Origin of the sequence: Aeromonas sp. MaB10011B, assembly GCF_017939325.1 — a bacterium.
Taxonomy (GTDB): domain Bacteria; phylum Pseudomonadota; class Gammaproteobacteria; order Enterobacterales; family Aeromonadaceae; genus Aeromonas; species Aeromonas caviae.
Window position 1 is genome coordinate 17,220 of sequence record NZ_JAGKRK010000023.1, and the last position, 15,849, is coordinate 33,068.

Genomic DNA, 15,849 nt, shown 5'->3' on the forward strand with positions numbered 1-15,849 from the left:
CGCCAGATCCTTCAATCTGTGGCTGTTGTAAAACCGCTGTATACAACGGGGGCGCGCCCTTTGTGTTTGGCGTGCTGGGTAGACTGGCGCCATGACAGCACCCTTACTCTTCCCCCATATCGAACCCCGTAGGCAGGCGATGCACCTGTACTTCCAGGGGTACAAGATCCGAGCCATTGCGGAGCTGCTGGCGACCCCGGAGGGGACGGTCGGCACATGGAAATCCCGCGACGGCTGGGATGACATCAAACCCATCGACCGGGTCGATTTCGCGCTGGAGGCGCGGATGTGTCAGCTGATCGCCAAGGAGATGAAAACCGGCGGCGACTTCAAGGAGATTGACCTGCTGGGAAGGCAGCTGGAGCGGGTCGCCCGGGTCAACCGGTATAGCAACGGCGGCAACGAGTCCGACCTCAACCCGAAGGTGGCGAACCGCAACAAGGGGCCGAAGAAGGCGTCCGAGCGCAATGTGGTTGAGCCCGAGCAGCAGGCGCGGCTGATCGAGCGATTCGAGTCGACCATGTTTGGTTACCAGCGCACCTGGTACGAGGCCGGCAATCAGTACCGGATCCGCAATTTGCTCAAGTCGCGCCAGATTGGGGCGACCTACTTCTTTGCCTTCGAGGCATTCATCGACGCCCTGGTCACCGGGCGCAACCAGATTTTCCTCTCGGCCAGCAAGGCGCAGGCCCATGTGTTCAAGCAGTACATCATCCAGTTTGCCAAGGATGAAGGGGTCGAGCTCAAGGGTGACCCCATGGTGCTGCCGAACGGCGCGCACCTCTACTTCCTCGGCACCAACGCCCGTACTGCCCAGAGCTACCATGGCAATATCTACATGGATGAGTATTTCTGGATCCACGGCTTCCTGGAGTTCCGCAAGGTGGCCTCCGGCATGGCGATGCACAAGAAGTGGCGCCAGACCTACATTTCCACCCCTTCCAGCCTGTCCCATCCTGCCTATGCGTTCTGGTCCGGCGCCAACTTCAACCGGGGCAAGCCCAAGGCCGACCGGGTCGAGATTGACCTGAACCACGCCAACCTGGCCGGCGGCAAGCTGTGCGCCGATGGCCAGTGGCGGCAGATCGTCACGGTCGAGGATGCGGTGCGCGGCGGCTGCGACCTGTTCGACCTAGCACAACTGCGCAGCGAGTACTCCGATGAGGAATACCTCAACCTGCTGATGTGTATCTTCATGGATGACACCTCGAGCGTCTTCCCGCTTGCCACCCTGCAGCGCTGCATGGTCGACAGTTGGGAGCTGTGGGACGACTACAAGCCCTTTGCCCTGCGCCCGCTGGGCAACCGGCCAGCGTGGATCGGTTATGACCCGGCCAAGGGCGGGCAGGGGGATAGCGCGGGCTGCGCCGTGCTGGCCCCGCCGGCGGTACCGGGCGGCAAGTTCCGGGTGCTCGAGCGCCACCGCTGGAGCGGGATGGACTTCGACGCCCAGGCGCGGGCCATCAAGGCCATGTGCGAGCGCTACAACGTGGGCTACATCGGCATCGACACCACCGGGATCGGTGAGGGGGTTTACCAGCTGGTGAAGCAGTTCTACCCGGCGGCGACTCCCATCCAGTACAACCCGAGCGTGAAAATCCAGATGGTGATGAAGGCCCAGGATGTGATGAACAAGGGGAGGTTGGAGTTCGACAGTGGTTGGACCGACCTGGCCCAGGCGTTCATGAGCATCCGCCGCGCCGTGACCGCGGGCGGCAAGCTTCCGACCTTCGAGGCCAGCCGGTCAGAGGAGACCAGCCACGCCGACATTGCTTGGGCTACGATGCAGGCCCTGTTACACGAACCGCTGGCAGGTGCCACCGGTACCAATACCAGCATGATGGAGATGTTCGCATGAGAAAGCGCCGCCAGCCGCGCCATACCTCGCCGGTGACGGCGACCCAGCAACCCGACCCGGCCATCGAGGCGTTCAGCTTTGGCGAGCCGGTGCCCGTGCTCAGCCAGCGGGAAGTGTTCGATTACCTGGAGGCCATGCACAACGGCCGTTGGTACGAGCCGCCGCTCTCCCTCAATGGGTTATCCCGGGTCTATCGGGCAGGGGTGCATCACGCCTCCGCCATTCAGGTGAAGCGCAACATCCTGCGCTCCTGCTTCATCCCGCACCCGAAACTGAGCCTGGCCGCCTTCACTGGGCTGGCGCTGGACTATCTCATCTTCGGTAACGGCTACCTGCAGGCGGTGCAGAACCGGATCGGCGGGGTGCTGCGCTATGACCACCTGCGGGCCAAATACACCCGGCGCGGGCTGGATCTGAACCAGTATTGGTGGATTGCCCAGCCCGGGCAGGAGCAGGCGCTGCCCGCAGGCCGGGTGGGCCATGTGATGGAGGCTGACATCAATCAGGAGATCTACGGCATTCCCGACTATGTCGGCGGGCTCAACTCCACCCTGCTCAACGAGTCGGCCACCCTGTTCCGCCGCCGCTACTACGAGAACGGCAGCCATGCGGGCTTTATCATGCACATCACCGACGCAGTGCAGAACGAGGGGGACATCGCCAAGCTCAAAGAGGCGCTGCGCCAGAGCAAGGGCCCCGGCAACTTCCGTAACCTGCTGCTCTACACCCCGGGCGGCAGCAAGGACGGGGTGAAGCTGATCCCGGTGGCCGAGGTGGCCGCCAAGGACGACTTCCTCAGCATCAAGAACGTGAGCCGGGATGACCAGTTGGCCAGCCACCGGGTGCCGCCCCAGCTGATGGGGGTCATGCCCAACAGCACCGGCGGCTTTGGCGATGTGACCAAGGCCGCCCAGGTGTTTGACATCAACGAGATCGACAGCATCAAGGCCAGCCTGCTGGCGCTCAATGACTGGGCGGGGGAGGAGATAATCCGGTTCAATCCCTATCGACTGTCAGATCTGACAGGGCAGGCCGAATAGGCGAGGCTACAGTTACATCGAGCACTTGGAGTCTGTGTGTGTTCGTGGTTTCACATAAAAGCCCCCTCACCGAGGGGGCTTTGTTTTGCCTCTCATCTGGCGGCCTGAGCGCTCCGCCACGGCATCGACCCGCTAACCGCTCCCGACACACTCCCTGATCCTCAAGCATCGCCCCAGAGTGGCAGGCGCAGCCTGCCGACCCCTGCCATCACCCAGCGCGCGCAGTTGAAGCCCCGCCTCGCCTGCCCGCTTTATGTGTGGAAAACCATGCATGTGAACGATGTGGGAAGGGGAACGGCTCCCCGCGCCAGCACTGGCCGCGTGCGGCTTTTCGGATCCTTTTTGCGATCCTTCACTTTCTGCCAGATCCTTTCAATCTTGTGCCCGCCAGCATTGCTTGACCCTCTCGGTCACAATATTGCACCCGACATAAATGTGTCCGGTCACGATTCTGGCGTGACCGGACACAATTTCTTATCTCTGACATTACAAGGCTATCGTCTTGTCGCCTTGGGTGTGCCAGCACTCCGCCTCTCCCTTGAATGTTCCGCCGCATCCTTCTGGCAATGCGCAGTCGCAGTTCGGGCAGACCTGCTGGTTCAGCTCGGCTTCCTGCTCCAGCCAGCGTTCCCAGTCTCGCCGGATCAGGGTGCTGATGTACTCGTCGGCGGAGCAGGGCTCACCGCTGCCCGCCCGGGCGATGCGCAGGTGGTCCAGCTGCTGGCGCTCCCGTTCTGAGAGCGCCACCTCCACCCGCTTGATACCGAGGGCGGCCCGTCTTGCCCGCTGGGCCTGTTTGCGCTTGGTGGCGTCACTCATATCTTTCCCCTTGTGACTGTCTTCTGGCTGCCAGTATGTTCCGCACCGCCTCCCTGATAGTCAGGCGGGAGTGCTTCACATGCCCGATCAGGCTCATCGGTACCTCTCTTACATTTTGCTGGCTCATACCGTGCCCTCCCTTACCACCATGGCATCCTCCTTGGCCCACGCCCGCCAGCTGGAGATGGTTGCCTCCTTCGCCTGTTCGAGATGCGTCTGACTAGGGTGTTCGTATAGAACATGGGTCACCGTGCCGCGGTCGTTGCGCTTGATGGCGGTCACTTCCCTGGTACTACCGAAGCGGGTGATCACATCACCCGGTACCGGATGTTTTCGGGGGTCTCTCATGATTGAGCTCCTGTCTCGATTTGACGGTGGTCAGCAACTACCTGGTGCAGTGCCGGCCGGTATGTTGGGTTGAGCTGTGCGGCGGCGCCCGGGTTGGCGCGGTCGATGGCGCTGCCCGGTGCGATAAAGAGGGTGCGGCCGGTGACGGCGCACCGGATGGTGCCGCTCTGGTCGATGGCCACGGGGGTGAGCCCGTCCACGATATGGCGGCGGCCAACAGAGCGGCCATCTGCTGTCAGCACCGGCACGGTGGGGCGACTGGCCTTGGCCTGATATGGATTCTGCACCTCGGTGGCGATGGCCGGCAGGGCCAGCTGCGCGGGTCGGGGATGGCGACGGCGCAGGATGGCGCACGCCACGGCCTGCTGTTTGCCCTTGAGCATCCCCACCCACTGGCTGATCTCGTTGGCTGGCCAGCGCTGCTGGAGAATGCAGGTCACCCGGTTATCCAGGCGGCGGTACTCTTCGCGGCTGACGGTCTGATTGCTGTTCATGCCCACTCCTCGCTGTAGTCGTCCTGTTCCTGCATCCACTCCGGCGCATCCAGCCCCTCCAGTACCCGCCACATCTCTGACTGGTAGGGCTCCGGCAGCATCTCTATCCAGCGGTGCGCCCCGGCGTGGCCCTGCGCCTGGTATACCTTGCCGCACAGCTCAACCAGCGTCGGCCAGTCCTGATCGCCTTCCGGTACCGCGTACTCATCCGGCTGGCCCTGTTCGTCTGGCTTCTGGCCTTCTGGTTGCCAATCCGACTCGCTCGGGAGCGCCCGGCTCGACTGCACCTGGCCGTTCTCCAGCCAGAGGGAGAAACCGTCCACGCTGACGCTGGCGCCTTCTCGCAAACGGCTGATAGAGAAGGGAGATAAACCCCATTGCTCTGCCATCAACTGATCCGCGAACGCCTCAGGATCCGGCTGCGTACAGTTATTGTCAGAGCTCCAAGGTGCCGGGCTGTCGCCCGTCTTAACCCCAACACCCCCAGCCGAAACTCTAGCGGCCTTGGTGGCCTCAAAGGTGCCTGCTGGTACCACTTCCCACCCTTGCAGGCGGGTCTTGATACCCAAGCGCGCGGTGTGTAATCCCATCAGGCGCTTGATGTCTTCTCCGTAGCTGTTGGCCTGCTCCTCGATGAGGTGGGCCAGCTTGATTGGGTGCTCGGAGCGGGTCGCCAGTGCGCCACCCATGGCTTCGAGGTAGCAACGAAAGATGGCGTTATCGGCGGCATAGCGGGCGGCCTCAAAGCGCGGGTCTTGCAACACCGGCTTGGGTGGTCCCACCAGATCGCCATTCTTCTTGGCGTTGCTGATGCGGCGCAGCTCTCGCCAGACCCCGACCGGGGCGCCTCCGATCTGCTGGAAGGTGCGGATCCCCCACCAACTGGCCCACGCGCAGGCATGCAGCGCTCCTTGGTCGGCAGGGGTGTTTGCTTCTTCGTCGTCACCGACATAAGCGCCGTCGATATTTTTTGCGATGTATTTGGCGAGATAGCCGGTTGCATCACCCTTGGTCGGGTCGATCATCTTCCAGTCAAACCGTGGCGTGATATCGGTAAAGGTTGGGGCGGCCATGGGTACCCGCACCAGCTCGCTCTTGTCGTCGGTCAGTGCGTAGTGCTGCAAGGTGCTGATCACCTTGTTGCGATCGCTTGGGCGCATAAACAGCAGCATGTGCCAGTGCGGGGTGCCGTCATGGTGCGGCTCGCAGACCCGAAAACCATAAACGGGTGTTCCGTTTCGCTTTAGTGCGGCGCGGGTCAGGCTCCACAGCTTGGCAAGGTATGAGCAGGTCTCACGCGGGGTAGCCCCTTCATAATTTTTGTTATCAACAGTCTTGCCGTTGCGGCCGGTCTTCCAGGCGTGAAATTTGCTCGGGGCTGTCCAGGTGAAGAACACGCCAACATGGCCCTGCTGCTCGGCGTAGTCTTCAAAGCCACGCATGCGGGTCATCATCTCGTTACGGCGATTGACCGGGTTGGAGATGCTGGCCTCCCAGCAATCCTTCATCGAGATCACCAGATCGTGCTGTCCGTTCATCACTTCCGACTCGGCCAGCCAGCGCATCATGGCCCGCTTGCGCTCGCGTACCACTTTCATGGTGGCGTTCGAGACGTAGGCAGATACGCCCTTGCGCACCTTGCCCAGCAGGATGGCGATGTGCTCTTGCAGCCGATCCCAGCAGCGGTTCACCCGCTTCTCCCACCACTTGGCAGAGAGCAGGCGCACCATCACGCTCAAGATCCAGTTATCCCGCGCCTCTTTGGTTTGGAATTTCGGTATCTTGCCGATGAATCCCCACTGGTCGGCAGGCTGCTTGATGGCTTCCCATGTCTCCATCAGATCCAGTTCACCGGCGACGCTGTTCTGCTCAATGTTCTTCCAAATGGCGGCAGTCTGATTGGCGAACTGGTTGGCGACCCGCTTGCGGCCGTCATCATCGCGCAGCTGCTGGGCATCGACCGGGATCGCCTGTACGAGAGAGCGAATCCACCCGACCCGCTCACGCAGCCAGACGTTAGCATCGCGGGCTTTTCTGGCGGTGCCACCCTTGCGGCGGCGCATGTACTGCTTGAACAGGGTCTGGGTCAGTGGCATGGAGAAGCCGTCGAGCAGCTGCACGGCCCAGACCAGATCGTACTCACCGACCGAACCGATAAACGAATCAGCCAGGTTGATACCTGGCATGGAGTTGGAGAGCGATTCAATGCGCGACCTGATGGCCTTCTTTGACAGCGGCAGCTGCCCTTTTACAGCAGATGGCAGGCGTTGGATGGCAAAACCAAGTTGGCCAGCCTCGGCGGCTGGCCCTTTGTCGTTCTGGTGGTTCATTGGTGATGGTTACCCGACAGCTCTTTGATGTTGTTCCGGCAGGAGGTCAGCGCATGGCGGGCATGCCTCGCCATTTTTCTGGCTGCGACACACTGGCGCAGGGTGAGGGAGACCGTGCAGCGGGGGCGAGGGGATAGCTGGCGCATGGCCAGCAGGTCGCGCTGGTAGCTGCGCAGGCGGGCCTCGTCGCCCATCATGGTGTCGAACCATCTATCCACACGGGTTTGCAGGTCGGTGATCAGGCGGTGGCTCATTTGATGGTCTCCCCCAGTCCGTGGAGCGGTTCGCAGTCTGCCCACCACTCGGCGATCTCTCTGGCCAGCGCCACCTCACCACCACCCAGCGCCAGCCAGTACACGGCGCGGATGGCGCCCAGGGCCATCAGTGCACGGATAGAGCGAGGGCATTCCCTGGCAACATCAAACTCGGCGATGGCTGCTTTCCAGTGCTTGGTCAGCTGGCTGACCGGCGCCGGTGGCTGCATATGGGCGGGGCCCGCCTCTGTGGCGCCTTGGTCATCCTGCGGGGCCTCCAGTTCAAACAGGTCTGTCATGCCTCATCCCCCATCACGGAGTCGTCATCGAGCAGATCCGCGGGGCGGCTGGTCACGACCAGTTGCACCTGGATGTACTCATCCCCGGAATACAGCTCGCCCAGAGCGATGCGGTTTTCCTGCTCGCCGGTGGCCAGCAGTTCGGTCAGCAGCGGCAGCACGGCACGTTCTGCCCGCTTGGCGATATGAATGGCGTCGATGCTCATGCTTGGGCCCTCCGGCTCATGGTGTGGAATAGCTGGTGCCAGCGCAGTTGCAGGCGGGCCTGCTCGCGCAGAGTGCGGCCCTCTGGGCCGCGTTTGGTGGTGTAGGTCGTCGCCCTGATGCGGTGCGGCAGATCGGCCAGATCGGCCAGGGCAGCCTGCCGGGTGATGGGGTGGAACAGCGTGCTCATGCCACCCCCTCGATGATGCGAATGGCGCCAGAGGTCAGGCGCTCCATGCGGGCGTACCCGTTCTGGCCGCGCAGCCAGGTGGTGCCGCAGTTGATGTAACCGCGGCGGACCAGGTAGGCGCTGGCGGCCTTGATAGTCGGTTCGGTGTGACGCGTGATAACGGCGGCCATGATCAGATCCCCCCACGGCTGTTGACGCATGACCAGACCGCGCGCCAGGCCATGGCGGCCGGGCGTTCTACTGCATGGATCAGGTCAGGGCTGGCGGTGTAGCGCTGACCCATGCGGGCCAGCTTGCGGTTTTGCAGGCGCAGGTTGCGCACGGTGTCGAGAATGGCTAAAGTTGGCATGTCGATATTCCTTGTTGACGATGGAAAGCCCGCTGGTGTTGGCGCACCGATAGCGGGTTTTTTATTGCCCGATGGCTCGCGGGCCGCTTTGTGTCATCTGGTTGGCCGCCAGCACGGCCCGTTTCATCCGCAGCTGGGCGGCTCTCTCCCTCTTCTCTCTCTCGATATCCCCGATGGCGCGGGTGACAGGCGCCGGGTGCCACACCTTGGTGTCACAGCCGCCGCGAAACTCCCCCTGGTACTCCAGCGCGATCACCGCGAGCCGGATCGCCTCGCGCTGCGCGTGGGGCAGGGCTGACAAGGTGGCGGTCATCAGCTCGCCCCGTGGCTGGCGGGCGATAGTGCAGACGGCCGCCTTTTTGGCCTGACTCAGGGCCAGCCAGTCGGTGTTCAAGCTGGAACCGGTCTTGCCGAACAACTCCCGCAGGATCTGGCAGCCGGCGGTGTTCATGGCCACCTGCTCCAACGGCGTCAGGCCGGCCAAATTGCGTTGTTCATGGTCGATGCGTTGCGTTTGCATGGGGTTCTCCTTGCGGTATGGGGCCTAGGCCCCTTCCTGTTCTGCAGCGGTTTCTGCGACCCCGGCCTGCTTGAGCGCCTCAATGGCGGGGAACGGGCGGGGGTGGGTTGGGATGGGCTGGGCGGTATGCACGACCGGCAGCACCACGGCGGGGTTTCTCAGTTCTGCCGGTTTCAGCTCTGCCACAATTTCGGCCAAAACTTTGCAGCGGAAGCCGCACTCAAAATTCGTGCATCGCTGATATGACTCGACGGACAGCAGGCTCATTTGGCGAGTCGTGCGGCTGGTCATACGGCTTTTGCAGTGGGGGCAAATAAATCTCATGGTCTGGTCTCCTAGGCGCCGATGGCGGCGCGGGCCATATCCGCAGCGCATGCCAAGCTGGGGATGGCGTGAAATCTGTCTTCGACCTCGGTGGCCAGCAGCACCAGGTGCTCTATGCCTGCCCACAAGCCGCCGACGACGGTGTTTCGGTGTGACTTGGTGACGCGGTCACCGGCGAGGATGGTGGTCGCCTGGGCGGTGACGCCCATGATCTGGGCGCCCGCGTTGAGCGCCTGTTGGGCGCGGGCCTCTGGCGCAACCTGGGCCGCCCCCGGCAGACGAACGGCGGTCAGGCCGCAGTCAAACAGCAGGCCATCAAACAGGGTGTCGTCCCCGGTCGCCTGGTAGAGGCCGATAAGATCGAGGGCGGAAAGCTTGTGCTTCTCGCTGGCCGGGTTGAACTTGTTGTGCAGCGTCCCTTTTGGCAGGCCGAACTCGCGCTCCAGCTCGCTGAGGTTGTGCGCCCCCTTGAAGGCATCGCAGGCCGCCGAAAAGTGGTTGTGTGAAAAGCGGGACTGGTTTGACACTCTGATTTCCCTCCAAAGGTCGCTATGGTTAGCTGGCGAGTGTGAACAGGGACGACGAGTGTCCCGCCATCTGCTTGGCGATAAACACATGCACCTTGACCATCACCAGCTCATTGGCGCGCGTTTTTTCCATGACATCGAGCCGGCCGGTTTTGACCCAGTGGCGGGCGGTATCGACAGACACACCGACCCACTCGGCAAACTTGGCGATGGGCATCAGCGGTGGGAGGTCTGCCGAGATCACCAGATTGATCGCGCTGACGGCGGGGGCCTGGGTCGCTCTGGCCGCGGGATTGATATGACGAGGTGGCATGGGTTACGCCTTCCCTGGTTGTGCTGGGGGGGCATCGGTCTGGGCGGTGTCCGTCGCCCGCTGGACGCTGGGGGTGTCGGCCAGCGGGGTACCCGGCGCGACGCGCTGATAGGGGCGCTGCTGGCCAGAGGTGGGAGCGGGGTCGGCTTTCAGCTCGCCGCCAGTCAACACCTCGATCTGGTAGGCGCGGCCCTGGGGGATGGTGTCGCCCCATTGGGAAACTGCCGCCTCTGAAATGTTCAGCTTCCGCGCCAGCTCAGCCGCTGAGCCGAAGAAGTTGATTGCATCTGCTTTTTTCATACTCCCCAATCCCGATCTTAAGTTCGAATTGAGTGAATCCTATCTTATGCTCGAATCACAAGCAAGCTTAAGATCGGCATGCCGAGGTTAAGCTAGCTTCATGCACATCTCAGATCGTATTTTCAGTAGAAGGTCAGCCCTTGGCCTCTCCAAAACCGCTCTAGCCAAAGCCGTCGGCGTCGCTGATGTTTCGGTCGGTAAGTGGGAGTCAGGGCAGAACCAGCCAAAAGGCCGCTATCTCAACGACTTAGCGGCCGCGCTTGGCGTGTCTGTCGATTGGCTGCTGACGGGGAAAGAAGAAGGCACCATGGGCGTCTCGGAGCCCCCGTTCCCGGGTTACCGCAACGTCGAACCGGCGGTCATCCCGCAGGGCGGCCGCGTGCCGATCCTCAGCTATGTGCAGGCCGGCAACTGGCGGGAGATCTGTGAACAGGCGACGGGCTTTGATGGCAACGTCGAGTATGTGACGGCCAGTGTGGACATTGGCCCCCGTGGCTTTGGCCTGTGGCTGCGTGGCAACTCGATGACCCCGCAGTTCAATGAGGGGGACCTGGTGATCGTGGACCCTGACGAACAACCCCGCCCGGGGGATTTCGTGGTCGCCAAGAACGGCAGCGAAGAGGCCACCTTCAAGAAGTATCGGCCGCGTGGCATCGATGAGAACGGACAAGAAGTGTTTGAGCTGGTACCGCTCAATGATGATTACCCCACCATGCACTCCGACCGGCAGCATATCGAGATCATCGGAGTGATGGTTGAGCATCGAATTTTCAGGAAAAGATAAGGGCTTTGATGCTCCCCTTGCTTTGAGGTGAAACACATGAAAGATTTACCAAAAGTTGGGTTGTATCTCTCTACGAAGAAAGTTTTAGGGATGAGGTTGGCTGTTGAAGATGTGTTTGGCCCAGAAGATGATGAAGATGAGCTTAGTTATTACCCAGGCCAGCAGCGAGCTTAACAATGTGATGGTGAACACGGAGTGTTAGAATGCGGTGGTAAGGCGCATAAGTGCTCTTTTGTGCAAGCTCCTAGTCAACGGCTAGGTGTTTGTCAGTCGTTAAATATGAAAAAGGTGACTTAAGCGTGGCCAGAATAAAAAAGGTTTCAGTTAAGCATTTCAAATCTGTCTGGAATAATGAGATGGATTTAGGGCAACTAAACGTTTTTATCGGTACGAATGGCGCGGGGAAGAGCAACATACTGGAAGCTATAGCGGTTGCATCTGCTTCAGTGGATGGGGGGATTGATTATCCACGCCTTTATCAGAGAGGCTCGCGTCTATCAGCCCCTGATATATTTAGAAGTTCATTTAAGCACAAAGAAAGAAAACCAGCCTTTTCTATTTCAGTTGAAATGGAAACATACTCATACCAGACAAGTATTAATTCTAGTTCACAATTTTCATACTTGGCCGAAAAAATCACAGACCAATTTGGAAAGAAAATTGCCGGGCGAGGAAATAATGGTGTCGATGTAAGAGGTATGACACTAAATGTGTCTAAAGACAAAAGCATTGTTCCATATTTAATTGCACTTACAGATACTGACAAATATAGAGATTTGGCGGATTTAGCTGGATTTGCAATTTACTCACCATCAACACCTATTCTCAGAGGTACATCAGAGGATAACAGCAAAAAAAACCCACTCGGCCTTTATGGTGGGCGACTTGCTGAAGCGTTGAATGAATTGTTTTCTGAAGTTAACAAAACCGCGGTTAGTCGTGAGGATGTTCGGCGGTTTTTCAATATGTTCGAATGGTTCAGCAGTTTTGGTCCGACTGCAAACTTAGATGCAAAACTGTTAGGGAATGACTATCTTAGTTCGCAAAAAATAGGGGTTAAATATACAGACAAGTATATGAATACGAAATTTAACAATCTCTATGCTTATGATGTAAGCGAAGGGGCGTTGTATGTTTTGTTTATGCTTGTTTTGCTCCTTCATCCTAAGTCGCCTAATATTTTTGCGATCGACAATATAGATAGCGCTTTAAATCCCGGATTAATTGCCAGCATGATGGGGCAAATAATTCAAATTCTTGATAATCATGCAGAAAAGCAGCTGTTTATCACAACTCACCATCCAACGACACTCGATTGTATCGATATATTCAACCCAAAGCATAAGCTATTTGTGGTTGAACGATTGCCTGATGGACAAACCGTCACCAAGCCCATTTTGCCACCAGATGGCATGACTAGAGAACAGTGGGATAGTGATTTCGGTGGGATGAGTCTATCTGATATTTGGCTCTCTGGTGCCTTGGGCGGAATCCCTACAAGGATATAATATGCTTGATAATCATGATGAGTATATTCTTGTCTGTGAGGGGCCGACAGATATCTATGTAATAAATGAAGTTGTAAAGAAAATGTCTACTCGCCTTAACAGAAACATCAAGCTTATAGAGGGAAGTCCAATCCAGAATGCATCTGGCATATATCCTCGGCACGGATGGAATGGCGTTATGCGATGGTGTCATGAATATGGTGATAAGGCCCCGCCAATCAATCCATCAATCAATAATGTCTTCGCCCAAAAGCTACAGGCGTTAGGTGGCCAGAAAAATAAAAAGAATTGGAGAGCCTTACTTGCGCTTAACCCAAATGCTAAAGGCATTATAATTCAGCTCGATACTGACATTGCTCATTTACTTGAAGTGAAAAATAGAACTCATAAGTTCGGAACTCCTGGTGGTAGAGTTCATTGCGTTCATGCAATTAAACAGTGGCTCGGATTAGATGGTGACATCCCAAAGGAAATATATTTGTTGCTACCTTCATATGCAACTGAAACTTGGTTATTAGCCTTACATGATCAGAATGATGCTATTTTTAATTTTTTAATCAAGCCATTTAACTATGAAGACATTTGTGAACCAGAGTTGTATTTGATTCAGAAAGGGTATGCAAGTGAACATGATGCCGAAAAAAATAAATCAGTTTTAATTAAAAACAAAAAAAATTATATTAAATACGGAGTTAAAATAGCTGAGCGAATGGATGACGTTAGGGCAAAGTGTAAGGAGTTTGATAACTTTTGCGTATATCTTGCCTCGTGATGTCATTTTCTCATCACCTGTTTAGCAATAGGCTTGCATTGCAATGACCGTCCGCAAACTCGACGATGGCAAGCCCAAGCTCTGGCTGGTCGAAGTCTATCCCCAAGGTCGCGATGGCCCCCGCAAGCGCAAGCGTTTCGCCACCAAAGGCGAGGCGTTGGCGTGGGAAAAACACATGCTGGCCCAGCCCTGGCAACAGCCTGCGGCGGGTAATGTGGATGAGCGACGGCTGAGTGATCTGGTAGCGCTCTGGTATGGTCGCCACGGCCAGACTCTGACTGATGGCGACCGGCGCCGCGATAAGCTGATCTGGTTGGCGGAGGCGCTGGGCAACCCCCTGGCCACCGAGTTCACCGCCCAGCAGTTTGCGGCTTACCGCGAGCGGAGACTGGCGGGTGAACTTTATGTGCCCGGTCAGCGCAAGCAGGTCTCCCCGACGACCATCAACCGCGAACTGCTCTACCTGCAGGCGGTGTTCAATGAGCTCGGCCGCCTGGGTGAGTGGATCCACGGCAACCCGCTGGAGGTGCTGCGCCAGTACAAGGTGCAAGAATCCGAGTTGGCGTTCCTCAATCAGGATGAAATCGAGCAGTTGTTGGCAGCATGCGCGGGGCTGAACGACTTATGGCTGATCGTAATGCTGTGCCTTTCGACCGGTGCGCGTTGGTCCGAGATTGAAAAGCTGACCCGTTCACAGGTCGGCATCGGCCGGCTGACTTTCACCCGCACCAAGGGTAAGAAGAACCGCACCGTGCCAGTAGCCGGCTGGCTGTTGGCCCTGCTGCCCAAGCGCACCGGCCGCCTGTTCGGTGACTGCTACGCCGAGTTCGAGAAGGCGCTGCGCCGCGCGGAGATCACCCTGCCGGCCGGCCAGCGCACCCATGTGCTGCGCCACACCTTCGCCAGCCACTTCATGATGGGCGGCGGCAACATCCTGGTGCTGCAGCGCATCCTCGGCCACACCGACATCAAGATGACCATGCGCTATGCCCACTTCGCCCCGGACCACCTCGAAGATGCGGTCAAACTCAACCCGATCACCGCGATGAAAAATGGCGGAAAAGTTGACGCGGTGACCGCCAATCCTTTGCAGCAACCCATTGTTTCTTAATCGGTTCAACCTTGCCGTCTCATATATTCGGCGAAGAGCGGGACGGTAAAATTCAGGTAACCATGATCGGTGCTGTAGATCATCCCCTTGCTGATGATGCTTCCCCGTGTGGGGCCAAGTGATGATGCAGAGCGCCCCATCTCTTTTGCAATGTCGGCCATGGCATAGGGACCATCGCCCATACCTGACATTGTTTTAACAAACAAAGTCTCTGCTTTGGTTAATCGATCAATGCGTACTCTGAAAAAACCTTCGTCGAGTGTCGCTAACGTTTCAGCATACGAATGGTTTACATCATCTACGGTGATTTCCGGCCCTTCGGCGTGGTTCCAAGCAACCGATGCCCATTCTTGAAGGAAGAAAGGGTAGCCTTGGGTTCGTTCGACAATGGCATCAAGTGCTGTTGGCGAGATTTTGGCACCTTCATCATTGATCGGTTTTTCTACGGCTTGGGCAGCCGATGTGTTGTCTAGCGCATCAACCCTGGGGTATTGAAAAAGTCGCTCCGCATAAGACTTCGCTTCGCCTGCCAGACGAGCAACCTGGGGAAGCCCTGCACCGACCAGTATCACCGGCAGAGTATCTTGAGACATCCGGTGGATGGCCACGATGAGTGCTGACAGGTCCTGTGCAGAAAGATACTGCACTTCATCAATCAGCAAGACCCAGCCTTTTCCTGCAGCTTGTGCTGCATTGCCAATGGCACTGAATAGGTCTGGAAGATCGTACTGAAGGTCACCGCTATCAGCGAACCCTGGCTCGGGCTCAACTCCTACCTCAACACCTGCAATGTCAATTTTGAAGATTGAGGCAAAACTACGCAGACCTTTTAACCCACGGTTGGCAATTTGTTTCGCAGCCTCTATGCCCGAGAGTGATCGGATCACCTTACGCATCTCAGGATACAGGAGGCGGGCGAGACTCTCGCCTTCCGGTGCTTCTACCTTTGAGACGAGCAGGCCCTCCTCCTGTGCGATTCTCCCTATCTCATTTAGAAGAACGGTCTTTCCTGTTCCTCTCAACCCTAGGAGCATGAAGGACCTTGAGCTCCGCCCTTTAATCGCGCGGCCACAGGAGATTCTTGCGTCTGTGAGGATGGCATCACGTCCCGCAAGTTCAGGAGGTCTGCTACCTGCGCCTGGGGCAAAAGGGTTATTATATGGGTCCATGTTCGAGTCCTCCACTATACCGTTCTATATCCAAAGCTAGGTAAGTATAGTAATGACTACTATTTTTTCCTATACATACCTATATTTCCCTATGCTCTCCTATATTTTTCTATGCCTTCCTATATTTTTCTACGCCCACTGACGTGGGAGTATTGGTTTGGTGCAAGATAGCCAAGGGTTCTTGGTAGGGGGCGAATCGAGCTGGAAAATGGCGGCAAAGTGGCGGCAGCGCTCACCAGTGACACCCAATAACCCCCATCCATCCACAAGCAAACCCGCGAAAACACGGCAACCCATTGATTCACAGCGGCTTGCGATGGTTTCAAAATCCGCCGT

23 protein-coding genes are annotated in these 15,849 nt (G+C 57.9%); 7 read left to right on the plus strand and 16 right to left on the minus strand.

Going from position 1 to position 15,849, the window contains the following annotated elements:
- Nucleotides 1-91: 91 nt before the first annotated feature.
- Together J9893_RS08850 and J9893_RS08855 are read left to right on the plus strand one after the other, a co-directional pair.
- Nucleotides 92-1,858: a terminase ATPase subunit family protein gene (locus J9893_RS08850; RefSeq protein ID WP_210600002.1), complete on the plus strand. Its 1,767-nt coding sequence runs from the start codon at nucleotides 92-94 to the stop codon at nucleotides 1,856-1,858.
- Entirely contained in the window at nucleotides 1,855-2,898 is a 1,044-nt protein-coding gene (locus J9893_RS08855) for a phage portal protein (RefSeq protein WP_210600003.1), read from the plus strand. The genes J9893_RS08850 and J9893_RS08855 overlap by 4 nt, the downstream gene beginning before the upstream one ends.
- 486 nt (nucleotides 2,899-3,384) lie before the next feature.
- On the opposite strand, the gene J9893_RS08860 is transcribed toward J9893_RS08855, so the two are convergent.
- From J9893_RS08860 to J9893_RS22060, 15 genes are all read right to left on the minus strand, one after another.
- Complete coding sequence (locus J9893_RS08860; protein WP_161646719.1) at nucleotides 3,385-3,717, minus strand: hypothetical protein; 333 nt, start codon at nucleotides 3,715-3,717, stop codon at nucleotides 3,385-3,387.
- Between the two features lie 123 nt (nucleotides 3,718-3,840).
- Entirely contained in the window at nucleotides 3,841-4,065 is a 225-nt protein-coding gene (locus J9893_RS08865) for a hypothetical protein (protein ID WP_161646720.1), read from the minus strand.
- Entirely contained in the window at nucleotides 4,062-4,559 is a 498-nt protein-coding gene (locus J9893_RS08870; RefSeq protein WP_161646721.1) for a hypothetical protein, read from the minus strand. Before J9893_RS08870 ends, J9893_RS08865 begins: the two co-directional genes overlap by 4 nt.
- Entirely contained in the window at nucleotides 4,556-6,745 is a 2,190-nt protein-coding gene (locus tag J9893_RS08875; protein ID WP_234888181.1) for a replication endonuclease, read from the minus strand. The genes J9893_RS08870 and J9893_RS08875 overlap by 4 nt, the downstream gene beginning before the upstream one ends.
- A 140-nt stretch (nucleotides 6,746-6,885) precedes the next feature.
- Nucleotides 6,886-7,143: a hypothetical protein gene (locus J9893_RS08880; RefSeq protein WP_210600004.1), complete on the minus strand. Its 258-nt coding sequence runs from the start codon at nucleotides 7,141-7,143 to the stop codon at nucleotides 6,886-6,888.
- Nucleotides 7,140-7,442 (minus strand): hypothetical protein, encoded by a 303-nt coding sequence (locus J9893_RS08885; RefSeq protein ID WP_210600005.1) that lies wholly within the window; start codon nucleotides 7,440-7,442, stop codon nucleotides 7,140-7,142. Before J9893_RS08885 ends, J9893_RS08880 begins: the two co-directional genes overlap by 4 nt.
- A complete protein-coding gene (locus J9893_RS08890) occupies nucleotides 7,439-7,648 on the minus strand; it encodes a hypothetical protein (protein ID WP_039040893.1) in 210 nt (69 codons plus the stop codon). Before J9893_RS08890 ends, J9893_RS08885 begins: the two co-directional genes overlap by 4 nt.
- A complete protein-coding gene (locus J9893_RS08895; RefSeq protein ID WP_128313137.1) occupies nucleotides 7,645-7,836 on the minus strand; it encodes a hypothetical protein in 192 nt (63 codons plus the stop codon). Before J9893_RS08895 ends, J9893_RS08890 begins: the two co-directional genes overlap by 4 nt.
- Nucleotides 7,833-8,006, minus strand: coding sequence for a hypothetical protein (locus J9893_RS08900; RefSeq protein ID WP_010673004.1), 174 nt, complete (start codon nucleotides 8,004-8,006; stop codon nucleotides 7,833-7,835). Before J9893_RS08900 ends, J9893_RS08895 begins: the two co-directional genes overlap by 4 nt.
- A 2-nt stretch (nucleotides 8,007-8,008) precedes the next feature.
- Nucleotides 8,009-8,185 (minus strand): hypothetical protein, encoded by a 177-nt coding sequence (locus J9893_RS08905; protein WP_155418834.1) that lies wholly within the window; start codon nucleotides 8,183-8,185, stop codon nucleotides 8,009-8,011.
- A 61-nt stretch (nucleotides 8,186-8,246) separates the two neighbouring features.
- Nucleotides 8,247-8,705, minus strand: a complete 459-nt coding sequence (locus J9893_RS08910; protein WP_210600006.1) for a hypothetical protein — start codon at nucleotides 8,703-8,705, stop codon at nucleotides 8,247-8,249.
- 24 nt (nucleotides 8,706-8,729) lie between these two features.
- The gene (locus J9893_RS08915; protein ID WP_337738532.1) at nucleotides 8,730-9,080 is read right to left on the minus strand and encodes an ogr/Delta-like zinc finger family protein; all 351 of its coding nucleotides are present in this window, start codon (nucleotides 9,078-9,080) and stop codon (nucleotides 8,730-8,732) included.
- Entirely contained in the window at nucleotides 9,041-9,556 is a 516-nt protein-coding gene (locus tag J9893_RS08920; protein ID WP_210600007.1) for a phage regulatory CII family protein, read from the minus strand. Before J9893_RS08920 ends, J9893_RS08915 begins: the two co-directional genes overlap by 40 nt.
- Nucleotides 9,557-9,584: 28 nt before the next feature.
- Complete coding sequence (locus J9893_RS08925) at nucleotides 9,585-9,869, minus strand: hypothetical protein (RefSeq protein ID WP_102949100.1); 285 nt, start codon at nucleotides 9,867-9,869, stop codon at nucleotides 9,585-9,587.
- A 3-nt stretch (nucleotides 9,870-9,872) separates the two neighbouring features.
- On the minus strand, nucleotides 9,873-10,169 hold the full coding sequence (locus J9893_RS22060) for a Cro/CI family transcriptional regulator (protein ID WP_210600008.1): 297 nt from the start codon (nucleotides 10,167-10,169) through the stop codon (nucleotides 9,873-9,875).
- Nucleotides 10,170-10,269: 100 nt separating this feature from the next.
- Here J9893_RS22060 and J9893_RS08935 point away from each other — a divergent pair, with 100 nt between their 5' ends.
- The 5 genes from J9893_RS08935 to J9893_RS08955 all read left to right on the plus strand — a co-directional run bounded on the left by J9893_RS08935 (nucleotide 10,270) and on the right by J9893_RS08955 (nucleotide 14,344).
- Nucleotides 10,270-10,953 carry a S24 family peptidase gene (locus J9893_RS08935; protein ID WP_210600009.1) on the plus strand — a complete coding sequence of 228 codons (684 nt, stop codon included), beginning with the start codon at nucleotides 10,270-10,272 and terminating at the stop codon, nucleotides 10,951-10,953.
- A gap of 36 nt (nucleotides 10,954-10,989) precedes the next feature.
- Nucleotides 10,990-11,127: a hypothetical protein gene (locus J9893_RS08940; protein ID WP_210600010.1), complete on the plus strand. Its 138-nt coding sequence runs from the start codon at nucleotides 10,990-10,992 to the stop codon at nucleotides 11,125-11,127.
- Between the two features lie 125 nt (nucleotides 11,128-11,252).
- On the plus strand, nucleotides 11,253-12,461 hold the full coding sequence (locus J9893_RS08945; protein WP_210621916.1) for an ATP-binding protein: 1,209 nt from the start codon (nucleotides 11,253-11,255) through the stop codon (nucleotides 12,459-12,461).
- A gap of 1 nt (nucleotide 12,462) precedes the next feature.
- Nucleotides 12,463-13,233: a hypothetical protein gene (locus J9893_RS08950; protein WP_210600012.1), complete on the plus strand. Its 771-nt coding sequence runs from the start codon at nucleotides 12,463-12,465 to the stop codon at nucleotides 13,231-13,233.
- Nucleotides 13,234-13,276: 43 nt separating this feature from the next.
- Complete coding sequence (locus J9893_RS08955; protein WP_210600013.1) at nucleotides 13,277-14,344, plus strand: site-specific integrase; 1,068 nt, start codon at nucleotides 13,277-13,279, stop codon at nucleotides 14,342-14,344.
- Nucleotides 14,345-14,349: 5 nt separating this feature from the next.
- Here the strand turns inward: J9893_RS08955 and J9893_RS08960 are convergent, their stop codons facing one another.
- Nucleotides 14,350-15,513, minus strand: coding sequence for an ATP-binding protein (locus J9893_RS08960; RefSeq protein WP_210600014.1), 1,164 nt, complete (start codon nucleotides 15,511-15,513; stop codon nucleotides 14,350-14,352).
- Between the last annotated feature and the right edge of the window lie 336 nt (nucleotides 15,514-15,849).

Bases quoted from the DNA above. Each gene is read 5' to 3' on its own strand.
- J9893_RS08940 (WP_210600010.1), top strand. From the start codon at position 10,990: ATGAAAGATTTACCAAAAGTTGGGTTGTATCTCTCTACGAAGAAAGTT.
- J9893_RS08870 (WP_161646721.1), bottom strand. From the start codon at position 4,559: ATGAACAGCAATCAGACCGTCAGCCGCGAAGAGTACCGCCGCCTGGAT.
- J9893_RS08915 (WP_337738532.1), bottom strand. From the start codon at position 9,080: ATGCGCTGCGGATATGGCCCGCGCCGCCATCGGCGCCTAGGAGACCAG.
- J9893_RS08890 (WP_039040893.1), bottom strand. From the start codon at position 7,648: ATGAGCATCGACGCCATTCATATCGCCAAGCGGGCAGAACGTGCCGTG.
- J9893_RS08900 (WP_010673004.1), bottom strand. From the start codon at position 8,006: ATGGCCGCCGTTATCACGCGTCACACCGAACCGACTATCAAGGCCGCC.
- J9893_RS08865 (WP_161646720.1), bottom strand. From the start codon at position 4,065: ATGAGAGACCCCCGAAAACATCCGGTACCGGGTGATGTGATCACCCGC.
- J9893_RS08880 (WP_210600004.1), bottom strand. From the start codon at position 7,143: ATGAGCCACCGCCTGATCACCGACCTGCAAACCCGTGTGGATAGATGG.
- J9893_RS08955 (WP_210600013.1), top strand. From the start codon at position 13,277: ATGACCGTCCGCAAACTCGACGATGGCAAGCCCAAGCTCTGGCTGGTC.
- J9893_RS08950 (WP_210600012.1), top strand. From the start codon at position 12,463: ATGCTTGATAATCATGATGAGTATATTCTTGTCTGTGAGGGGCCGACA.
- J9893_RS08875 (WP_234888181.1), bottom strand. From the start codon at position 6,745: ATGCCAGGTATCAACCTGGCTGATTCGTTTATCGGTTCGGTCGGTGAG.
- J9893_RS08860 (WP_161646719.1), bottom strand. From the start codon at position 3,717: ATGAGTGACGCCACCAAGCGCAAACAGGCCCAGCGGGCAAGACGGGCC.
- J9893_RS08885 (WP_210600005.1), bottom strand. From the start codon at position 7,442: ATGACAGACCTGTTTGAACTGGAGGCCCCGCAGGATGACCAAGGCGCC.
- J9893_RS08905 (WP_155418834.1), bottom strand. From the start codon at position 8,185: ATGCCAACTTTAGCCATTCTCGACACCGTGCGCAACCTGCGCCTGCAA.
- J9893_RS22060 (WP_210600008.1), bottom strand. From the start codon at position 10,169: ATGAAAAAAGCAGATGCAATCAACTTCTTCGGCTCAGCGGCTGAGCTG.
- J9893_RS08960 (WP_210600014.1), bottom strand. From the start codon at position 15,513: ATGGACCCATATAATAACCCTTTTGCCCCAGGCGCAGGTAGCAGACCT.
- J9893_RS08850 (WP_210600002.1), top strand. From the start codon at position 92: ATGACAGCACCCTTACTCTTCCCCCATATCGAACCCCGTAGGCAGGCG.
- J9893_RS08910 (WP_210600006.1), bottom strand. From the start codon at position 8,705: ATGCAAACGCAACGCATCGACCATGAACAACGCAATTTGGCCGGCCTG.
- J9893_RS08935 (WP_210600009.1), top strand. From the start codon at position 10,270: ATGCACATCTCAGATCGTATTTTCAGTAGAAGGTCAGCCCTTGGCCTC.
- J9893_RS08925 (WP_102949100.1), bottom strand. From the start codon at position 9,869: ATGCCACCTCGTCATATCAATCCCGCGGCCAGAGCGACCCAGGCCCCC.
- J9893_RS08895 (WP_128313137.1), bottom strand. From the start codon at position 7,836: ATGAGCACGCTGTTCCACCCCATCACCCGGCAGGCTGCCCTGGCCGAT.
- J9893_RS08855 (WP_210600003.1), top strand. From the start codon at position 1,855: ATGAGAAAGCGCCGCCAGCCGCGCCATACCTCGCCGGTGACGGCGACC.